This window comes from Alcanivorax sp. DG881 (genome assembly GCF_000155615.1).
In the GTDB taxonomy this organism is placed as follows: Bacteria; Pseudomonadota; Gammaproteobacteria; order Pseudomonadales; family Alcanivoracaceae; genus Alcanivorax.
This window is the reverse complement of sequence record NZ_DS989915.1, coordinates 715,008-731,505: the sequence shown is the minus strand read 5'-3', so window position 1 is coordinate 731,505 and position 16,498 is coordinate 715,008. Positions and strand designations below refer to the sequence as shown.

Genomic DNA, 16,498 nt, shown 5'->3' with positions numbered 1-16,498 from the left:
GATTCAGTCCAGTAACTGCAGGGCGTTTTCCGGGGGGCGACCAAGCACCGCCTGATCGCCTTTGACGACGATGGGGCGTTCAATCAATTTCGGGTACTGAGTCATCGCCGCGATAACGTCAGCATCGCTGCTTTGCGCAGACAGGCCTGCGGTCTTGTAGTCCGCTTCCTTGTTGCGTACCAGATCATGGGCATGGGCAAACCCCAGCTTGCTGATCAGGCTTTTCAATGTGGCGGTATCCGGAATATCGTCCAGATACTTTACGATAGTGGGGGTAATACCGTTCTCTTCCAGTAACGCCAGCGTCTGACGCGATTTTGAACAGCGCGGGTTGTGGAAGATAATGTAGTCGCTCATGGGATTGCATATCCTGTTTCGTAACGCTGCCATTGTAAGCTGCACACGTGCGGTGGCAAGGGGTCAACCAGAGAGGACGCGTAGAGCATGGAGAATGAGCAACCGGTAATTCCGGTGCACGCCCGGTTCGATTCCATCAAGGCGTTTTTTGCCCTGCTGGTGCGCCAGTTCAATGAAGACGGTTGCCGGCAAAGTGCTGCGGCGCTGACCTATACCACCCTGTTTGCCATCGTCCCGGTGATGACCGTGAGTTTTGCGGTGCTGTCGTCGGTGCCCGCCCTGAAAGACAAGGGCACCCAGTTCCAGACCTGGGCGTTCGAATATTTTGTGCCGTCCGCAGGCAATATGTTGCTCGATCACCTGCAGTCCTTCGCCAAACAGGCGGCGAACCTGACCGGGCTGGGCATTGTGTTTCTGGTGGTCACTTCCATCCTGATGCTGAGCACGGTTGAACAAACCCTGAACCGTATCTGGAAAGTGCAGACCCCGCGTAAAGGCCTGACCAGTTTGTTGATGTATTGGGCGGTGCTGTCATTGGGGCCGATTTGTCTGGGCTTGGGGCTGGCGATCTCGTCGTATCTCACCTCGCAGGCCATCTTCAGCGACACGGTGGGCTACCTGGGCGGGGTGCGGTTATGGCTGTCCTTGCTGCCGTTCCTGTTCACCACCGCCATGCTGACACTGATGTACACCGTGGTGCCCAATACCAAGATTCCGTTACGCCAAGGTGTGCTGGGGGCCGCGGTGGCCGCGCTGCTGTTCGAACTGGCGAAAGGGGGCTTCACTTTTTTCATCAAGCAGGCGCCCAGTTATGAAGTGGTGTATGGCGCCTTCGCTGCCGTGCCGGTGTTTCTGCTGTGGATTTATATTTCCTGGACCATTGTGCTCGGTGGTGCGGAGCTGGTGCGTGCGTTAGTGGTCTTTCAGGAACACCGTCGCCAGGTGCCGCGCATGCACGCTCTGGTGCGCCTGCTCAATGTGTTCTGGCAGCGCCAGCAAAATGGCAAGGTGCTGCGCAGCAAGGAAGTTCGCAAGGTGATGCAGGAATCCGGAATCAGCCAGTGGGATGAATTTCGCAACCTGCTGGTGAATGCGAAGCTGATCCGGCGCACGGAAGAAGGCGGCTACATGCTTAGCCGGGATCTGCGTAATCTGTCTCTGGGGCAGTTGGTGGCCATGCTACCGTGGCCGGCCCATACCCAGCTCAGAGTGCGGCAACAGCAGGCGCCGTTGCCCTGGGAGACTGCGCTGAAGACACGAATGGATCAGGCCCGGGAAGGCATGATGGCACCGCTGGATATCAGCCTGGATACGCTATTCAGCAAGCCGGAAAATCAAACAGACGACAACGCAGAGCCGAACAGGGCCTCTGCCGACATTGACCACGAGGACAAGCATGACGGTTAAGCATGTACTGGTGAGCGGTATTGTGCAGGGTGTAGGCTACCGGGCCTGGACGCGCCAGGAAGCCATACGTCGCAATCTCACCGGCTGGGTACGCAATTGTGCAGACGGCCGGGTAGAAGCGCTGCTGGAAGGCGAAAGCGGTGCGGTGGATGACATGCTCGATGCCATGCATCAGGGGCCGGCGCTGGCACAGGTGGAAAGGATTCTGGTGGAAGAGGGTAGCGATCATGACGATGCCCCCCGTTCCAATCACTTTGAGGTAACCCGATGAAACAGGTTGAGCTGGTCAATGGTGACCTGCGTTTTCCTGCCCTGATGGCCGGCAATGGTGAGCCGGTGATTCTGTTGCATGGTTTTCCCGATACCTACGAAAACTGGGCGGTGCAGATCAATGCCCTGGCGGATGCTGGTTATACGGCTATCGCACCGGCCTTGCGCGGCTATGCGCCCAGTTGCCAGCCCGGTAACGGCGATTATTCCCTCTATGCTGCGGTGGACGATCTGATGGTCTTTGCCGCACAGCTGGGCGGCCGTGTGCATCTGGTTGGGCACGACTGGGGGGCCGCGGTGGGGTATTTGGCCTGCGCCCAGTCCCCGGAGACCTTCTGCTCGTTCAGTGCCTTGTCTATTCCACCTATCCGGCGTATTCCCCAAGCGTTATTGAAAGTGCCGGAGCAAGTGTTGTTGAGCGGTTACATGCAGTTTTTCCAGCTGCCACTGGCCCCGGAAGCCTGGCTCAAGCGCGGCGACCTGGATGGCGTTGAAGCCCTGTGGCGGCGCTGGTCGCCGGATTGGGAGCCGGAGCTCTATCTGGACAATGCCAAACACACCCTGGCGGAGCCCGGGGTGATCAGTGCGGCCCTGGCCTGGTACCGGTCCCTGTTCAAGGTGTGGAAAAAAGAACATCGCAAGGCAAGGGCCTGGCTGGGGCAGGATATTGCCACCCCCACCCAGATCCTGATCGGCGAGAATGATGGCTGCATGAGCCCCAAATTGCTGGAGCACACGCTGGTAGGAAGCGACTTCAGTGGTGGCGTGGAGCTGCAAACCCTGGCCGATGCCGGGCATTTTCTGCATCTGGAGCAACCGGAAGCGGTAAACCGCCATCTGATTCGGTTGCTCAATAACACCCGCTGCGACTGAAACCGGCTCAATGAGCCGGCAAGCGGGAAGGTACCAGTAACGCCAAGCCCGGCCCTCCGCGGGTCGGGTTTTCGCCCCCTTCATACTCTGCGCTATACTACGCGCCCCTATTTTCCCAGCAGGAGTGATCCCATGACGGTGATTCGCCAGGATGACCTGATTCAGAGCGTGGCAGATGCCTTGCAGTACATCTCGTACTACCACCCGGTGGATTTCATCCGCGCGGTGAAAGAAGCCTACGAGAAGGAAGAGAGCAAGGCCGCCAAGGACGCCATGGCGCAGATCCTGGTCAACTCCCGCATGGCTGCCATGGGTCGTCGCCCGATCTGCCAGGACACCGGCATCGTGACCGTGTTTGCCAAGGTGGGCATGAATGTCACTATTGAAGCGTCCCCTGAAGGTGAAAGTATGAGCCTGGACGACATGATCAACGAAGGGGTGCGTCGCGCCTACAACCACCCGGACAATGTCCTGCGTGCCTCGGTGCTGGCGGACCCGGATGGCAAGCGTGCCAACACCAAGGACAACACCCCGGCGGTGATCAACTACTCCATCGTCCCCGGCGACACCCTGGAAATCGATGTGGCGGCCAAAGGTGGCGGTTCCGAGGCCAAATCCAAATTCGCCATGCTCAACCCGTCCGACTCTGTGGTGGACTGGGTGCTGGAGCAGATTCCCAAGATGGGCGCTGGCTGGTGCCCGCCGGGCATGCTGGGTATTGGCATTGGCGGCACCGCTGAGAAAGCCATGCTGATCGCCAAGGAATCCTTGATGGACCCCATCGACATCCACGAGCTGCAGGCCCGTGGTGCCCAGACCCGCTCTGAAGAGCTGCGTCTGGAACTGTTCGAAAAAGTGAATGCCCTCGGCGTGGGTGCCCAGGGCCTGGGTGGCCTGACCACCGTGCTGGATGTGAAAGTGGTGGATTACCCCACCCACGCGGCCAACAAGCCGGTAGCCTTGATCCCCAACTGTGCCGCTACCCGTCATGCTCACTTCATTCTGGATGGCTCCGGCCCGGCCGACCTGAAAGCACCGGACCTGGAAGAATGGCCGGACATTGCCTGGGGCAACGACGAAGGCGCCAAGCGGGTAAATCTGGACACGGTGACCCCGGAAGAAGTGCAGACCTGGCAGCCGGGCGACACCTTGCTGCTGTCCGGCAAGTTGCTCACCGGCCGCGATGCTGCTCACAAGCGCATGGTGGACATGATCTCCAAAGGCGAAAAACTGCCCGTGGACTTCACCAACCGCTTTATCTATTACGTAGGCCCGGTGGATCCAGTCGGTGACGAAGTGGTTGGCCCGGCAGGCCCGACTACTGCCACCCGCATGGACAAGTTCACCCGCACCATGCTGGAAGAAACTGGTCTTATCGGCATGGTCGGCAAGGCCGAGCGTGGCGACACCGCCATCGAAGCCATCAAGGACAACAAGGCCGTGTACCTCATGGCCGTAGGCGGTGCCGCCTACCTGGTGTCCAAGGCCATCCGCAAATCCCGTGTGGCAGCCTTTGAAGACCTGGGGATGGAAGCCATCTACGAATTCGAAGTGGAAGACATGCCTGTTACTGTGGCGGTAGATTCCACTGGCGAATCCGTACACAAAACCGGCCCGGTCATCTGGAAACAGAAGATCGCCGAAAAAAGCGCGTAGTACGCACTACGCCGTTCGCCCAAAAAAACCGTGCTTTCTGCGCGGTTTTTTTGTGGGCGAGTGGCTGCAAGACACAAGACGCAAGACGGAAAAATTAAACCGTAGGAGCGTCGCTCGCGGCGCGATTCCAAACCGTGTAGGAGTCCCACTCGAGGGACGAATCCCACCCTAGATAACACGACAAACCTGGCAATCAACCTCGAAGGTTTAACGTCCCCACCAACCTGATTACCCCGCCCTAAATTCCCTTTCTCACCCGCGCACAAGTTGAATATGTAGGATATGGCTTACAGATTTTTGTAAGTTGCTGAGATAAGGTGAATTTTCAGAAAAAAGGATGCAAGAAAAATCCGAGTAAGAATGCCTGTTCAACACGCAAGTGCAAGAAAAGTCCGTTGAGAGTGATTCCTGCCCATGGGGTAAGTCACTGATTGAGTAATGGTTTTATGTGGCTTTTGAGCAGGGTCGGATCGGGGATATACAGCAAAGTGATATATCGCATCTGCAATTGGGTACGCTGTTAGGTGTTATGGAGAGGTAGAAGTGTCCTGGGACGGCGTTAGAAAGATCATATGGGCGAAGAACTTCGATGAAATGGAGATCATCGGCACTCTGCATTTCAGTGTCGCGGTCCCAATCGATGCTGATCCCGAGTTCAAGGCGATGGTGCTCGCGGCAGGGGTTGCGCACTCCGGAGGCAACAGCGCTATCGACTACACGTATCGCCGTTATCGCGAAGAGTTTTTGGATCGCTTCGATCCGACGAAGACTTGCCCGCCGGGATGCATCAAGGAACTACTGCTGAAGGTTAGAGATCGAGCGGTGGGCATCGCGAAAAGCTTAAGCGAGCTTTCAATTCCAGAGGGGGCGCCATTTGGCGTTCTGTCTGGCGCCAATGCTTTAATCCGCCTTCAAGCCACTTTCCATGCCGCGATACAGTTGTCGTTGAATGGCCTTGGTATCGAAGCAGAGGCTGTTATTCGCCAAGGCTTGGAGCAGCTTGCGTGGTGCCTGCGCGTGCTTGAGATCGATGACCCTGATGAATCTCAGAGTATTGCTCCAAATTCATGTATTTCTCACCTGAAGAAAACCTTCCCTGGTGCTGGTTTCGTATACGGGGCGTTGAGCGATGCCGCCCATCTTGCACCAAGAACTCATGGGCGTTTTCTCACATTCGAAGGCGATGAGGTAGCAATCTCAATCCGCAACCCTAATGATTCGGCCAGCTCAGCGTTATTCTTGGTACTCCTGCTCGACGGCTATTCCTATGCGTCCTGCAAAGTGGCTGGAACTGTGATGGTCAAAGAAGAGAAAGCTCCAGAGGTAGGTTCTGAACTCATTGAGCTGTATCAAGGGGTGTTGCCCGTTTATGCCAAGGATTGGTTCACGAAATGGCGTGCAAATGGCACCTAACAAATCGTTGCAGCTGACGTTTGACCCGCCACGTACTTTTGCTGCCGCAAAAGCACGCGTCGCATCAAACGGCGCTGAACTCAGGCGTTAAGGCACTATGAGAATCGTACATTACGAATATGATGCTCCTTGGGTGGGCAAGATGAGATGCCCCAACCCCAAGTGCGGGAAGGAAACTTCTGCATGGCAATCCAGTGGCATGAGCGACAGCTGTCCGCATTTCTTTTGTGATACTTGTTCAAACGTTATCCATAGAGAGCAAGACCACACGTTGTTATACGAGAATGAGCCCAGTGAGAAGCTATTGCAGGAAATCGCGGCCACACTTCCAAGCTGCCCTTGCGGTGGGAGGTTTGCTCCTGGTGCTAATCCTAAATGCCCAAAATGTAGAACAGAATATGCCCACCAGTGAGATGCGGTAGAACGATTTACTGTTCCATTTATGCCAATCTTAGATGGCTCTTGCTTGATCCGAGATCGTCTTTATTCATATGAAGTATGTATTGGATTCAGGCCTAAATATTGGTGGCGTTTACTCGTAAATTCCTTAACAAGGGCCTCTAGGCCGACCTTCGGCGGCTGAGCCGGGCGTTGAGGTTTAAGTGATTAGAGTCCTTCGATCTGACCTCGCTTACGTTAAGGTTTTCAGGGACCGGATGACTATTGAAAGTCTTGAAGTTGGTGGGCGTCCGTACGAGGCATTGCCGGTCCTGCCATTTACTACCCGCCGTCTTTTGGTCGGGCAGTTCGATGTGGCGGAGTATTGCCTGCAGCAAGGTTTGAAGCGGCTTGGCGAAAATGCATGGCTGAAGCCTGGGCCGCAGCTCATACTCCAGCCTATGGAAATGACAGACGGAGGCCTCAGCCAGGTGGAAGAACGTGTGATCATGGACATGGCATACGGTGCCGGGGCCAAGCGTGTATTGCTGTGGGTGGGCGGGGAGCTTTCCTGGCAAGAGGCGTTGAACAAGCTTGAGGCCTTATAACGAGCCAGTGAAGCAGCGGCGCTGCTTGCTCATGCATAGGGAGTTGTGGTGCATATTTGTGAGGCTGATAGATTGATTCTGCGGCGGTTGTCCCTTGATGACGTTCCCGCATTGACGGAAATTCTCAGCGACCCTGATGTGATGAAATACTCGGTTCGAGGTGTTTGTGATGAGGCCGCCACACTCAAGTTTATCGAGTGGTGTTTGGCTTGTTACGACTCGCATGGCGTTGGTCCATGGGCTCTCATCGATAAGACATCTTCTGAACTGATCGGCTTCTGCGGTGTTGGACCAGAATGGGTCGATGATGTCGAGGAAGTTAATCTTGGCTATCGGCTGGCCAGTCGCTATTGGAATAAAGGGTTGGCATCTGAAGCGGCCAGATCCGTCCTTGACTATGTTTTCGGTAAGCGCCTGTTCAATTCAGTGGTCGTTATCATAGAGCCTGAGCATGCGGCATCGCTTAAGGTTGCTGAGAAGGCAGGGTTTTCTTGCTTCGATGCCGTGGAATTTCATGGTCGGCCTGTAAGGTTATACCGATTGACCTCGGAGCAATGGGGAGCATCGCATAACAATGCCATACATGTGACAAGAGCATGATGGCGGGCAAACTCCTTGCTGCGCCAGCAATTAGAAGTTCTGGGTCAGATGCCCTCCCGAATTTCAAACTCTATCATCGCTATTTCCGCACTTCATAATCCGGTGCACCACTCTTCTCATGCTGGTGCCCATGTCAGGCATTAAAGATCCCGAGGGTAAGGTCTTGCATCGTGCATATGAGGAGAATATGAAAGAGCTAACCCAATATACGCGTGAATTTCCATCGAGAACGTCGCTGTCACAACGTGGGGTAAATGAGTGAGACCTGTACTTCTATTGATTGCTTTGTTGTCTGTATGTCTTCCTGTGTCAGCTAATTCCTTATGTGAGCTTGAAGATGAAGTGGTTTTTGCATGTGAAATCGGAAGCAAAAATGTTTCAGTATGCATGACTGAAAAGGGCCGGATTGAGTATGTATACGGGGCTGGTGACACAGTCGAATTAGAATTGAACTCGCCACTCTTCAGTAGCGCGGCTTGCCCAGGTGGTGGAATAAGTCGATTGAGGTTCAAGAACGGAAACTACAGCTACATCGTTTACGATGTTATGTGCCATTCAGGCGGAATTGGCGAGAACCAGAGGAGCAAGTCAGATTTCTCCGGACTTGTCGTGCTGAACCAAAGCGACGTCGTTTTCAATAAAACGTGCACCTCCTTTGAGAATGAAGTATTTGGCGTTAATTCGGGTATTCTTCCTGAAAGCGTTGAAAAAGAGGACTTTGATTATAATATCCCGTAATGCGGGAGCGCTTCTTGAGAGTGACGTTAAATCAGATTTTCCCCTTGCCTCGTGCCTCAAGTTCACTATAGAAAGAGCAATCAGGTTAACTCGTTAACGTCTCCCTGGACTCACTAATGACCGACACTTTCCAGCCTCTCTGGCTTAAATCACTCTTTCTGCTTGGGGTGAGCCTGCTATTCACCCACGAACTGGATGCCATGACCCACAGCGAATGGCGTGTACTTCCGCTGACTAGCTGGATGGCGCCGGGGCTGGGTCGTGTGGTGTTTGTGGCGTTGCATGTGCCGATTTTTGCGCTGGTGTTGGGTTGGCTGACCAGCAGGTTGCCGGAGCGGGCGGTGCAGGGGCAGTTCTGGATCTCAGTGTTTTTGGTGGTTCATGCCGGTTTGCATGTGGTCTTTAGTGGGCTGCCGCACTATACCTTTGAGGGCATTCTCTCCAATACACTGATTTTTGGCGCTGCGCTGTTTGGTGTCGCCTACCTTTGGGGGCGTTACTGGATTCGTAGAGACTAGAGTAAACGCTTTCTTGACCGAGGTCGGTATATGCCCGTAATTAGGAAGGGGGCTGGAGGTTGTGGCCAGGGTGGAACCGCTGCTTCTGCAGGTGTGCCTTTGGTGCTCCCAATCTAGATAGAGTTGATGATGAGTGATATTACGTTTTCCCCGGACCAAAAAGCCCGGATGGTCAGCAAGATCAAGGCGTACTTTGATGAGGAGCTCCAGCAGGATATCGGCGGCTTCGAGGCGGAGTTTCTGATTGATTTCTTTGCCAGGGAGATCGGCCCGCATTTCTATAACCGTGGGCTTTTCGATGCCCAGCAGGTGCTCACCGAGAAGATGGACGAGGTGGGCTATGTGATGCAGGAACTGGAGAAGCCGGAAGTGTAAGGCGATCGTGGCAGGGCCTTCTTTGCCACGGTTAGATTTTGTTGTGTGCTAGGGGGCGGGCAGCAATCTCAGGAACTTTCGCTCTGTTGTGACCTCCCACCACAAAGGTTGGCGCTGAATTATTGGTTAGCCATGCATTCATTTTCCCTTAGGTGCTCTTTGTCATGCCCCGAACCCTGTTGAAAACGTTTCCCCTTCTTGCTGCCATTTTGTTTCTTGGAGGTACTGCCATGGCTGATACAGCCCCGCAAGACGCGTCTGCTGGCGCGGAACCGCCCAGACCCAAGGTCATTATCTTTGATGTGAACGAAACGCTGCTGGACCTGGAGTCCATGCGCTCATCGGTTGGCGAGGCGCTGGGGGGCAGGGAGGAGCTGTTGCCGCTGTGGTTCTCGACCATGCTGCATAACTCCCTGGTCACCACGGTGACTGGGGAATATCACGACTTTGGCCAGATCGGTGTCGCCTCGCTGCTGATGGTGGCCGAGAACAACGATATTCCCTTGAGTGAGGAAAAGGCGAAAACGGCTATTGTGTCGTCCATTCTCAGCCTGCCGCCTCACCCGGATGTGAAACCGGGGCTCACTTCACTGAATGAGCAGGGTTTCAAGATTGTCAGCCTGACGAACTCGTCCAACGACGGGGTGAAGACCCAGTTTGAAAATGCGGGCCTGACGAATTTCTTCGATGCCCGTTACAGCATCGAGGATATCAAGATCTACAAGCCGGACCTGCGTGCCTATGAGTGGGTGCTGGAGCAGCTTGGCGTACAGCCTGAAGAGGCCTTGATGGTAGCGGCCCACGGCTGGGACGTGGCTGGCGCAAAGGAAGCAGGTTTGCAGACGGCCTTTATTGCCCGGCCCGGCAAGGCTCTCTACCCGCTGGCGAAGAAGCCCGATTACGTGGTCGAGGATGTCTCTGAACTGGCGGAGATCATGAAAGCGAAGTAAGCGGCGCCGGTGAGCGATTGCCGGTTGCTGATCGATAGGGAGTATCGATGAAAGAACCCCGGTTGGAGCCTTTGTTTCAAAGGCTGTGGCCGGGGTTTTTTATCGTTGGGATTGTGGTCTGAGGAGCGTGGGGCATTCGCGGTGGAACCGCCGCTCCCGCAAACACCGTTCCGTCATAAGCTTGAATTAGTCCGGGAGCCCGGCCCCATCCTTGGGGCGCGGAGATCAATCGTCAGGCTTTCCTGGGGTCACAGTATGAAGGCCTGGGGCTACCCGGACGACCAATATACTGTTCATTTGGTCAGTGGTCAAATAAGGTCAGTTACGAGTCGCGAGTGGCGAAAGGCAAAACCTCAACCCCCAAACCTTAATCCCGTTGCTGGCAGGGCACCTTTGGGTTTTGATCTTCGCAACTCGCTTGCGCCACCTGCAGGATCGCTTTCAGGCAAGTTCCTGCGGTGGCGGTAGGCTCAGCCCGCCCTCAGTTTCGGTTTGACCGTGATCAGCAGTGCCGGCAGCAGGGTCAGGTTGCTGAGCAGGGCGACCAGCATGGCCAGGCCGGTGAGCAGGCCGAAGTAGACGGTGGGGTTGAAGCTGGACAGGGCCAGGATGGAGAAGCCGGCAATGATGGTGAGCGAGGTGTAGTACATCGCTTTACCGATGGAGCCATGGCAGCGCTTCATGGTGGCCACGTAGTCGTTGTCTTTGGGGAGCTCTTCGTGGAAGCGGTGGATGTAGTGAATGGTGTCATCCACGGCGATGCCAATGGTGATGGCGGTGATGGTGATGGTCATCAGGTCCAGCGGCAGACCGATCCAGCCCATGAGACCCAGTACCAGTGACGCGGAGATCAGGCTGGGCACCATGCTGATCAGTGCCACCGGGATGCTGCGGAACAGGATCAGCAGCATGAACAGGATGGCGGCAAAGACATAACCCAGGGTCTTGATCTGAGAGTCGAACAGGCTCTGCAGCATGTTGTTGTAGAGCACCATGGCGCCGGTGAGGTGCACCTGTTCTGGCTGCAGGCCGAAGTCGCTTTGCAGGTCGGTGCGGATCTTGGCGAGCAGTTCGTTACGGTTCAGGTTCTTGTCGGAATCGATCACCCGTACGCTGATGCGCACCTGGTTACCGTCGTCAGACAAGTAGGGTTTTACCAGCTGGCTGCGCAAGTCATCCGGAATAAAACTGGCCAGCAACATCAACTGCACATAGCTGAGCGGGCGGCCGTTGAGCTTTTCCGCTACTTCGTAGGTGGTGGCGATGGAGAGCACCTTGCCGGTTTCCGGCAGGGATTCCAGGTAGTCCTGAATGTCCACCAGCTGGCCCAGCCGGGCCGGGGTGAACCAGTAGGACCCCTTGAGCGGGTTGGGTTCGGCTTTTTTCGGTGTGGCGAAGGGGTCTGCACCGGTCTCGCTGGCAAAGGGGTCACTGTCGGCAAAAGGATCGGCGCTGTCTGCGGCGGCAGTGTCGCTGTTGGCAAAGGGATCCGCGTTGCCAGTCTCGCCAGCGCTGTCCGAGGCAAACGGGTCGCCGGGGCTGTCGTCCATGCTGTCGCCATCCCAGCCGGTGGCGGGTTGGTTGAGGGCAGCTTTCTGCACGGTTGTGGCCTTGGGCGCATCGATGACGATATCCAGCGGGGTGGTGCCGCCCAGTTTGCGGTCGATCTGCAGCATGCCCTGATAGATTTCCGTGTCTTTCTGGAAATAATCAATAAAGCGATTTTCCACGGTCAGCCGGCTGACGCCCCACAGGGACGCGACGATCACGGCCAGCGCGACGATCAACAGAATGGGCCGGCGGCGTTCGGTAAAGCCGGCAAAGGCCAGGGTCAGCTCCCGGCTGAGATCACGCCCTTGCCGGGGTTTGCCGGCGGATAGCGGGGCCAGCAGGGCGGGGAACACCAGAAAGCAGACGATTAGCGACACGCCCAGGCCCAGGGTCATCATCCAGCCAAAGTCGATCACCGGGCGAATGCCGCTGATCACCAGGGAGGAGAAGCCAACCATGGTGGTGAGAATCATGTAGATGCTGGGGCGCATCATGTGGGCGGCGGTTTCGCGGATCAGCCATTTCTGGCTGGCGTCCGGGTTCTCTTCATGCAGCTCGCGAAAACGCACGGTGAGGTGAATGGTGATGGACATGGTGATGATCAGCAGCAGGGAAATATAGTTGCTGCTGATAACGGACACCTTCCAGTCCATCCAGCCCAGCCAGCCAGTCACTGCCAGCACGGTGACGCCGCAGCAGGCCAGCGGCACGATCACCCAGCGGGGACGGCGGAAAATCAGGAACAGGGTGAGGATCAGGAAGACCAGCACGCCGACGCCGAACACTTTCAGGTCCGAGCGAATAAAGCGCACCAGGTCGGTGGTGATCATGGGGACGCCGCCCAGGAACAGGTTGGCGTCGTCCCGGTAGCTGTCCATGATCTCGCGCACCTGGTCGATTTCCCCGGCGGTGCGTTGCTGGATCTGGCTGCTGTAATCACTGAAGGCGCGAGTGGCGTCTTCCAGCGCCTGCTGGCCTTGTTCGTCCAGTTCGCCGTTGCGTTCCTGATCGCGCAGGTCGTTGCGCTTGTAGAGCAGGTCGTAATATTTCTGGTCGCGCTCGAAGCTCACCAGCAGGGCGGTGGTATTGCCGTCGTCACTGACCAGTAAGTCTTCGTAGAGCGGGTTTTCGTCGGTAAATTCCTTTTCGGCCAGCGCCAGATCCACGCCGTCACTGGTGAGGGTGCGGTAGTCGTTGGCCAGGTCGCTGAATTCCACCTGGGGGCTGAACAGCAGGGGCACGTCCAGCATGCTGTACACCGAGCTGACCCGATCCACATCTTTGAGCGATTGCTGCAGGGATTGCAGGTGATCCAGGCTGTTCTGTTGAAACAGGGGTTTGTCTTTGGGGCTGTAGGTGATGATCAGGAAATCACTGCCGCCATATTGCTTGGAGACCTTGCGGTAGTACTCCAGCGCTTTGTCGTTTTCCAGCACCATGGAGTCCGCTGACGCATCGATCTTGAAGTTGCGGGCCTGCGTGGCGGCCACGCCACAAAGCAGCACCAGCAGCACCAGCCAGAAAACAGGGTGTGCCAGTACAGCCCGGCAATAGGCGTTAAACAATCGATGGGTCATGACGTATCCGGTTTGCGTTACAGGGGGTCTGTAATCTTGTTATGGCTACAGCGAACAGACGGTTTCAGAACATGGCTGCGTATTCTGCCGCGAATCGCGTATCGAAACGGTGAATCAGTTTGCCGGCGGGCCAGGTCAACAGCGTCAACAAGCCCTCAGTCCATTCTTCCTGGTGTACCCGGCAGCCGCCCTGGCCATCGTCGATAAAGGTGAAGCGATGGGTAATGCGGGCGAAGGGCAGTTGCAGGCCCCAGGTGATGCGTTCGTTTTCCTTGTACTCCAGCACCTTCACGACCACCGGCGCCGGCGGCAGGCGGGGCAGGTCCGCCACAAACAGTAGCAGGGCGCCGGGACGCCAGCCGCCATTGAGGAGCCGGGCGTGGCGGACTACCGAGCACCAGCTGGCCCAGTTGTTAGCGTCGGCAAACAGTTTGAAGGCCTGTTTGCGGGAGGCGCGGGTGTCGGTGACTTCGTCGACCAGATAACGTTTTAGCATGCTGTATCCGTGTTTTTATTGGCAGAAGGCGCCTGCGGGAAGCGCAAATGCAGGCCATTGCACTATTCAAGGCTCCCTAGATTACGCACAGTAAGGGGCAACCTCCAGTCGGTAAAACGGGCCAATTCGGCGGGCGTTGTTGACCTGTCAGAGGGCTTTGCCTAGTTTCGGGTGATTGCGAGGAGTCAGCATGACAACAACACTGTTACCGGCGTCCATATTGCCGGGGCTTCTTGAAGTCTCGTTACGTAACCAGCTGGATGTGCAGGCCCTGTTCGAGCAGGTGGGCATTGATGCGGATATTGTCGGCCGCAGCGATCGCTTCATCAGCCTTGAGCAACTTGATGCGTTGCTTTATGCGGCCTTTACAGAAAGCGATGATCCGCTGTTCGGGCTGCATGTGGGGGCGGATAATCACTATGGCAACCTGGATTTGCTGGGGAACCTGATGGCCACCGCCAAGAGCCTGGAACAGGGCATTGGCATGCTGTTTCGCTATAAGGACCTGGTGGTGCCTTACCTGGATTTCTCGCTGGATCTTTACGGCAAGAGCGTGCAGCTGTCGGTGATCAGCAAAGACCCGACCTTGCGCTTTACGGCGACACGCACCCACAACGAAGTGGTGGTCGCTACCATGTTGTCCATTGGGCGATCCTTGCTGGGTGCAGATATGCCGTTGACCGGGGCCTGTTTTCTCCATGCTGAGCCCTGTGCCGAGCAACTGGAAAGCTATGGGGCATTTTTCCAGTGCCCCATGTCGTTTTCTGCCGGTCAGAATGCCATTCGCTTCAGCGCTGAGTTGCTTGGCGTCCCGTTACCTCGAGCCTACCCGAAGTACAACGAGCGCCTGCGTAAATCCGCGGACCAGGTGTTGGCCGGGTTATCCCGGGCGGGGGGGATAACCGGGCAAGTGGTCAAGCACCTGGAGCGCCTGCTCGGTGAGCATACGGTGACCATGGAGGCGGTGGCGGATGCCCTGGCCATGACGCCGCGCACCCTCCAGCGCCGCCTCCAGGAAGAAGGCGCGCGGTTTGCAAAATTACGTGATCAAGTGCGCCATCAGCATGCCTGCAAGGCGCTGCGTCAGCACCGTTGTGACATGCAGAGCCTGGCAACGGAATTGGGCTTTTCCGATACGGCCAACTTTTATCATGCCTTCAAGCGCTGGCAGGGCTGCGCGCCGGGCCAATACCGCAAGGCGTACCAAAGCGCGTTTCAGCAGGAGTCAGGCAATCCGCCGGTTCACGGCTCTCACGTCTGAGCGGTGTGACATTTTGCCACATTGGTATTTCCCCTCGGGTCCGTATCCTTGCGGGCGAATATTCAATGCCGGGGAAATGTCATGTCTCGTTCCGTTTTGTCCACTGCGATATCGCTGTCGCTGCTTACTGCCAGCCCTGCAGTGCTTGCCCACTATGATGGCGGGCGCGCTGACAGCCATGCGCCGATTTCCGTGATGGGTGACCACACGCACGGCAAGGGTGAGTGGATGCTTTCCTACCGTTATATGGGCATGGGGATGAGTGGGGCGAAATCCGGTAGTGACTCGCTGAGCACGGATGAGGCATTTGCCGAGATCCCGGGCATGGGCATGATGAACATGAAAGCCCTGCCGTACGAGATGACCATGCACATGCATATGCTTGGCGCCATGTACGCCCCCACGGATAACCTCACCCTGATGGCGATGTTGCCGTACAGCACCAACGAGATGACCACCAAGACCCGCATGACCATGATGGGTAACACCACCCAGGGCGAGTTTGATACGGAAACCTCAGGCATTGGTGATGCGAGTATCGGTGGCCTCTACAAGTTCTACGACGAAAACGGCTACCGCTTGCACCTGAATATGGTGTTTGGGCTGCCCACCGGTTCTATCGAGGAAGAAGACTACATTCCCATGGCGGGCCAGGAGCTGCAGCTGCCTTACCCCATGCAGCTGGGCTCCGGTAGTTATGAACTGCGCCCGGGGCTGACCCTGAACAAGCAATACGCCAGCTGGAGCTGGGGCGCGCAGGTTAGTGCCAAAATTCCTTTGGACGATAATGATCAGGGTTACCAGTTAGGGTCGAGCAAGTACCTGACTGCCTGGGCGGCCAAGCCGGTCTCGCCGTGGGCATCGGTGTCTGTGGCAGCCTACAAAAGCTGGTGGACCAGTATTAACGGTTCTGCTGAAGATCTGACTATCTCACCGATGATGAACCCGGCGGCAGACCCGGATGCCAAGGGTGGGCAGCGTCTGGATATTGGCGTGGGTTTGAACCTGCTAGGCAAGAACGGCGCGCTGAAAGGCCACCGCCTGGCGATGGAATACAAGGCGCCAGTGCAGGAATCCCTGCATGGTATCCAAATGGAAACCGATTACACCTTTACGGTAGGTTGGCAGAAAGCCTTCGGCGGGAAATAACCTGGCTGGTAGGAGCATGGTGTTGGGGCACTTGTCACGGTTGTCCGGAATACCGTCGCCATCACTGTCAGCAGCGGCCACTTCCACAACTTTCTCGACTTCACGAGTTTCGTAAAGATTTTTTCCACTTCGACGGTCTTGGTCTGACCGAGAGGCACTTCCAGGCCCAGAGAGAACGCCAGTCGTTGAACCCGCCTTCATCTTCAGACACCGTACCGCTAATACCGTCTAAATCGTCATACATGTAACGGGCTTCAGCGCGCAACTTCAGGCCGTTATCACAAATATGACCAGTAACCGCACCCAACCCCACATTGGCGT

Annotated in this window: 16 protein-coding genes and 1 pseudogene; 13 read left to right on the top strand and 4 right to left on the bottom strand. The window is 56.3% G+C overall.

Annotated elements, in window-relative coordinates:
* Positions 1–3: 3 nt before the first annotated feature.
* A complete protein-coding gene (gene arsC / locus ADG881_RS03270; protein ID WP_007151223.1) occupies positions 4–357 on the bottom strand; it encodes an arsenate reductase (glutaredoxin) in 354 nt (117 codons plus the stop codon).
* An 87-nt stretch (positions 358–444) separates the two neighbouring features.
* Between arsC and ADG881_RS03265 the strand changes: the two genes are divergently transcribed.
* From ADG881_RS03265 to ADG881_RS03215, 11 genes are all read left to right on the top strand, one after another.
* Positions 445–1,764 carry a YihY family inner membrane protein gene (locus tag ADG881_RS03265; RefSeq protein ID WP_007149950.1) on the top strand — a complete coding sequence of 440 codons (1,320 nt, stop codon included), beginning with the start codon at positions 445–447 and terminating at the stop codon, positions 1,762–1,764.
* The gene (locus ADG881_RS03260) at positions 1,754–2,035 is read left to right on the top strand and encodes an acylphosphatase (RefSeq protein WP_007150262.1); all 282 of its coding nucleotides are present in this window, start codon (positions 1,754–1,756) and stop codon (positions 2,033–2,035) included. Before ADG881_RS03265 ends, ADG881_RS03260 begins: the two co-directional genes overlap by 11 nt.
* Positions 2,032–2,907, top strand: a complete 876-nt coding sequence (locus ADG881_RS03255; protein ID WP_007150930.1) for an alpha/beta fold hydrolase — start codon at positions 2,032–2,034, stop codon at positions 2,905–2,907. The genes ADG881_RS03260 and ADG881_RS03255 overlap by 4 nt, the downstream gene beginning before the upstream one ends.
* Before the next feature lie 132 nt (positions 2,908–3,039).
* Positions 3,040–4,563, top strand: coding sequence for a fumarate hydratase (locus ADG881_RS03250; protein WP_007150278.1), 1,524 nt, complete (start codon positions 3,040–3,042; stop codon positions 4,561–4,563).
* Between the two features lie 543 nt (positions 4,564–5,106).
* Positions 5,107–5,976 (top strand): hypothetical protein, encoded by an 870-nt coding sequence (locus tag ADG881_RS03245; protein ID WP_039926046.1) that lies wholly within the window; start codon positions 5,107–5,109, stop codon positions 5,974–5,976.
* A 656-nt stretch (positions 5,977–6,632) separates the two neighbouring features.
* Positions 6,633–6,962 (top strand): hypothetical protein, encoded by a 330-nt coding sequence (locus ADG881_RS03240; protein ID WP_156790321.1) that lies wholly within the window; start codon positions 6,633–6,635, stop codon positions 6,960–6,962.
* 48 nt (positions 6,963–7,010) lie between these two features.
* Complete coding sequence (locus ADG881_RS03235; protein ID WP_039926044.1) at positions 7,011–7,562, top strand: GNAT family N-acetyltransferase; 552 nt, start codon at positions 7,011–7,013, stop codon at positions 7,560–7,562.
* A gap of 258 nt (positions 7,563–7,820) precedes the next feature.
* Entirely contained in the window at positions 7,821–8,300 is a 480-nt protein-coding gene (locus tag ADG881_RS03230; protein WP_039926043.1) for a hypothetical protein, read from the top strand.
* Positions 8,301–8,416: 116 nt separating this feature from the next.
* Positions 8,417–8,818: a DUF6713 family protein gene (locus tag ADG881_RS03225; RefSeq protein ID WP_007148476.1), complete on the top strand. Its 402-nt coding sequence runs from the start codon at positions 8,417–8,419 to the stop codon at positions 8,816–8,818.
* Between the two features lie 129 nt (positions 8,819–8,947).
* Positions 8,948–9,193: a DUF2164 domain-containing protein gene (locus ADG881_RS03220; protein ID WP_039926038.1), complete on the top strand. Its 246-nt coding sequence runs from the start codon at positions 8,948–8,950 to the stop codon at positions 9,191–9,193.
* A gap of 230 nt (positions 9,194–9,423) precedes the next feature.
* The gene (locus tag ADG881_RS03215; protein WP_050760111.1) at positions 9,424–10,143 is read left to right on the top strand and encodes a haloacid dehalogenase type II; all 720 of its coding nucleotides are present in this window, start codon (positions 9,424–9,426) and stop codon (positions 10,141–10,143) included.
* 470 nt (positions 10,144–10,613) lie between these two features.
* Here the strand turns inward: ADG881_RS03215 and ADG881_RS03210 are convergent, their stop codons facing one another.
* Together ADG881_RS03210 and ADG881_RS03205 are read right to left on the bottom strand one after the other, a co-directional pair.
* Entirely contained in the window at positions 10,614–13,271 is a 2,658-nt protein-coding gene (locus tag ADG881_RS03210; protein WP_007151125.1) for an RND family transporter, read from the bottom strand.
* Between the two features lie 64 nt (positions 13,272–13,335).
* Complete coding sequence (locus ADG881_RS03205; protein WP_007150276.1) at positions 13,336–13,767, bottom strand: SRPBCC domain-containing protein; 432 nt, start codon at positions 13,765–13,767, stop codon at positions 13,336–13,338.
* Between the two features lie 190 nt (positions 13,768–13,957).
* On the opposite strand from ADG881_RS03205, the gene ADG881_RS03200 reads away from it, so the two are divergent.
* The gene (locus ADG881_RS03200; RefSeq protein ID WP_007149758.1) at positions 13,958–15,028 is read left to right on the top strand and encodes an AraC family transcriptional regulator; all 1,071 of its coding nucleotides are present in this window, start codon (positions 13,958–13,960) and stop codon (positions 15,026–15,028) included.
* Between the two features lie 81 nt (positions 15,029–15,109).
* Positions 15,110–16,177 carry a transporter gene (locus ADG881_RS03195; RefSeq protein WP_007148356.1) on the top strand — a complete coding sequence of 356 codons (1,068 nt, stop codon included), beginning with the start codon at positions 15,110–15,112 and terminating at the stop codon, positions 16,175–16,177.
* 100 nt (positions 16,178–16,277) lie between these two features.
* Here the strand turns inward: ADG881_RS03195 and ADG881_RS17730 are convergent.
* Positions 16,278–16,498, bottom strand: a pseudogene (locus tag ADG881_RS17730) (hypothetical protein); the annotation flags it as partial.

Bases quoted from the DNA above. Each gene is read 5' to 3' on its own strand.
- ADG881_RS03220 (WP_039926038.1), top strand. From the start codon at position 8,948: ATGAGTGATATTACGTTTTCCCCGGACCAAAAAGCCCGGATGGTCAGC.
- ADG881_RS03200 (WP_007149758.1), top strand. From the start codon at position 13,958: ATGACAACAACACTGTTACCGGCGTCCATATTGCCGGGGCTTCTTGAA.
- arsC (WP_007151223.1), bottom strand. From the start codon at position 357: ATGAGCGACTACATTATCTTCCACAACCCGCGCTGTTCAAAATCGCGT.
- ADG881_RS03225 (WP_007148476.1), top strand. From the start codon at position 8,417: ATGACCGACACTTTCCAGCCTCTCTGGCTTAAATCACTCTTTCTGCTT.
- ADG881_RS03240 (WP_156790321.1), top strand. From the start codon at position 6,633: ATGACTATTGAAAGTCTTGAAGTTGGTGGGCGTCCGTACGAGGCATTG.
- ADG881_RS03215 (WP_050760111.1), top strand. From the start codon at position 9,424: ATGGCTGATACAGCCCCGCAAGACGCGTCTGCTGGCGCGGAACCGCCC.
- ADG881_RS03195 (WP_007148356.1), top strand. From the start codon at position 15,110: ATGTCTCGTTCCGTTTTGTCCACTGCGATATCGCTGTCGCTGCTTACT.
- ADG881_RS03205 (WP_007150276.1), bottom strand. From the start codon at position 13,767: ATGCTAAAACGTTATCTGGTCGACGAAGTCACCGACACCCGCGCCTCC.
- ADG881_RS03210 (WP_007151125.1), bottom strand. From the start codon at position 13,271: ATGACCCATCGATTGTTTAACGCCTATTGCCGGGCTGTACTGGCACAC.
- ADG881_RS03250 (WP_007150278.1), top strand. From the start codon at position 3,040: ATGACGGTGATTCGCCAGGATGACCTGATTCAGAGCGTGGCAGATGCC.
- ADG881_RS03255 (WP_007150930.1), top strand. From the start codon at position 2,032: ATGAAACAGGTTGAGCTGGTCAATGGTGACCTGCGTTTTCCTGCCCTG.
- ADG881_RS03265 (WP_007149950.1), top strand. From the start codon at position 445: ATGGAGAATGAGCAACCGGTAATTCCGGTGCACGCCCGGTTCGATTCC.
- ADG881_RS03260 (WP_007150262.1), top strand. From the start codon at position 1,754: ATGACGGTTAAGCATGTACTGGTGAGCGGTATTGTGCAGGGTGTAGGC.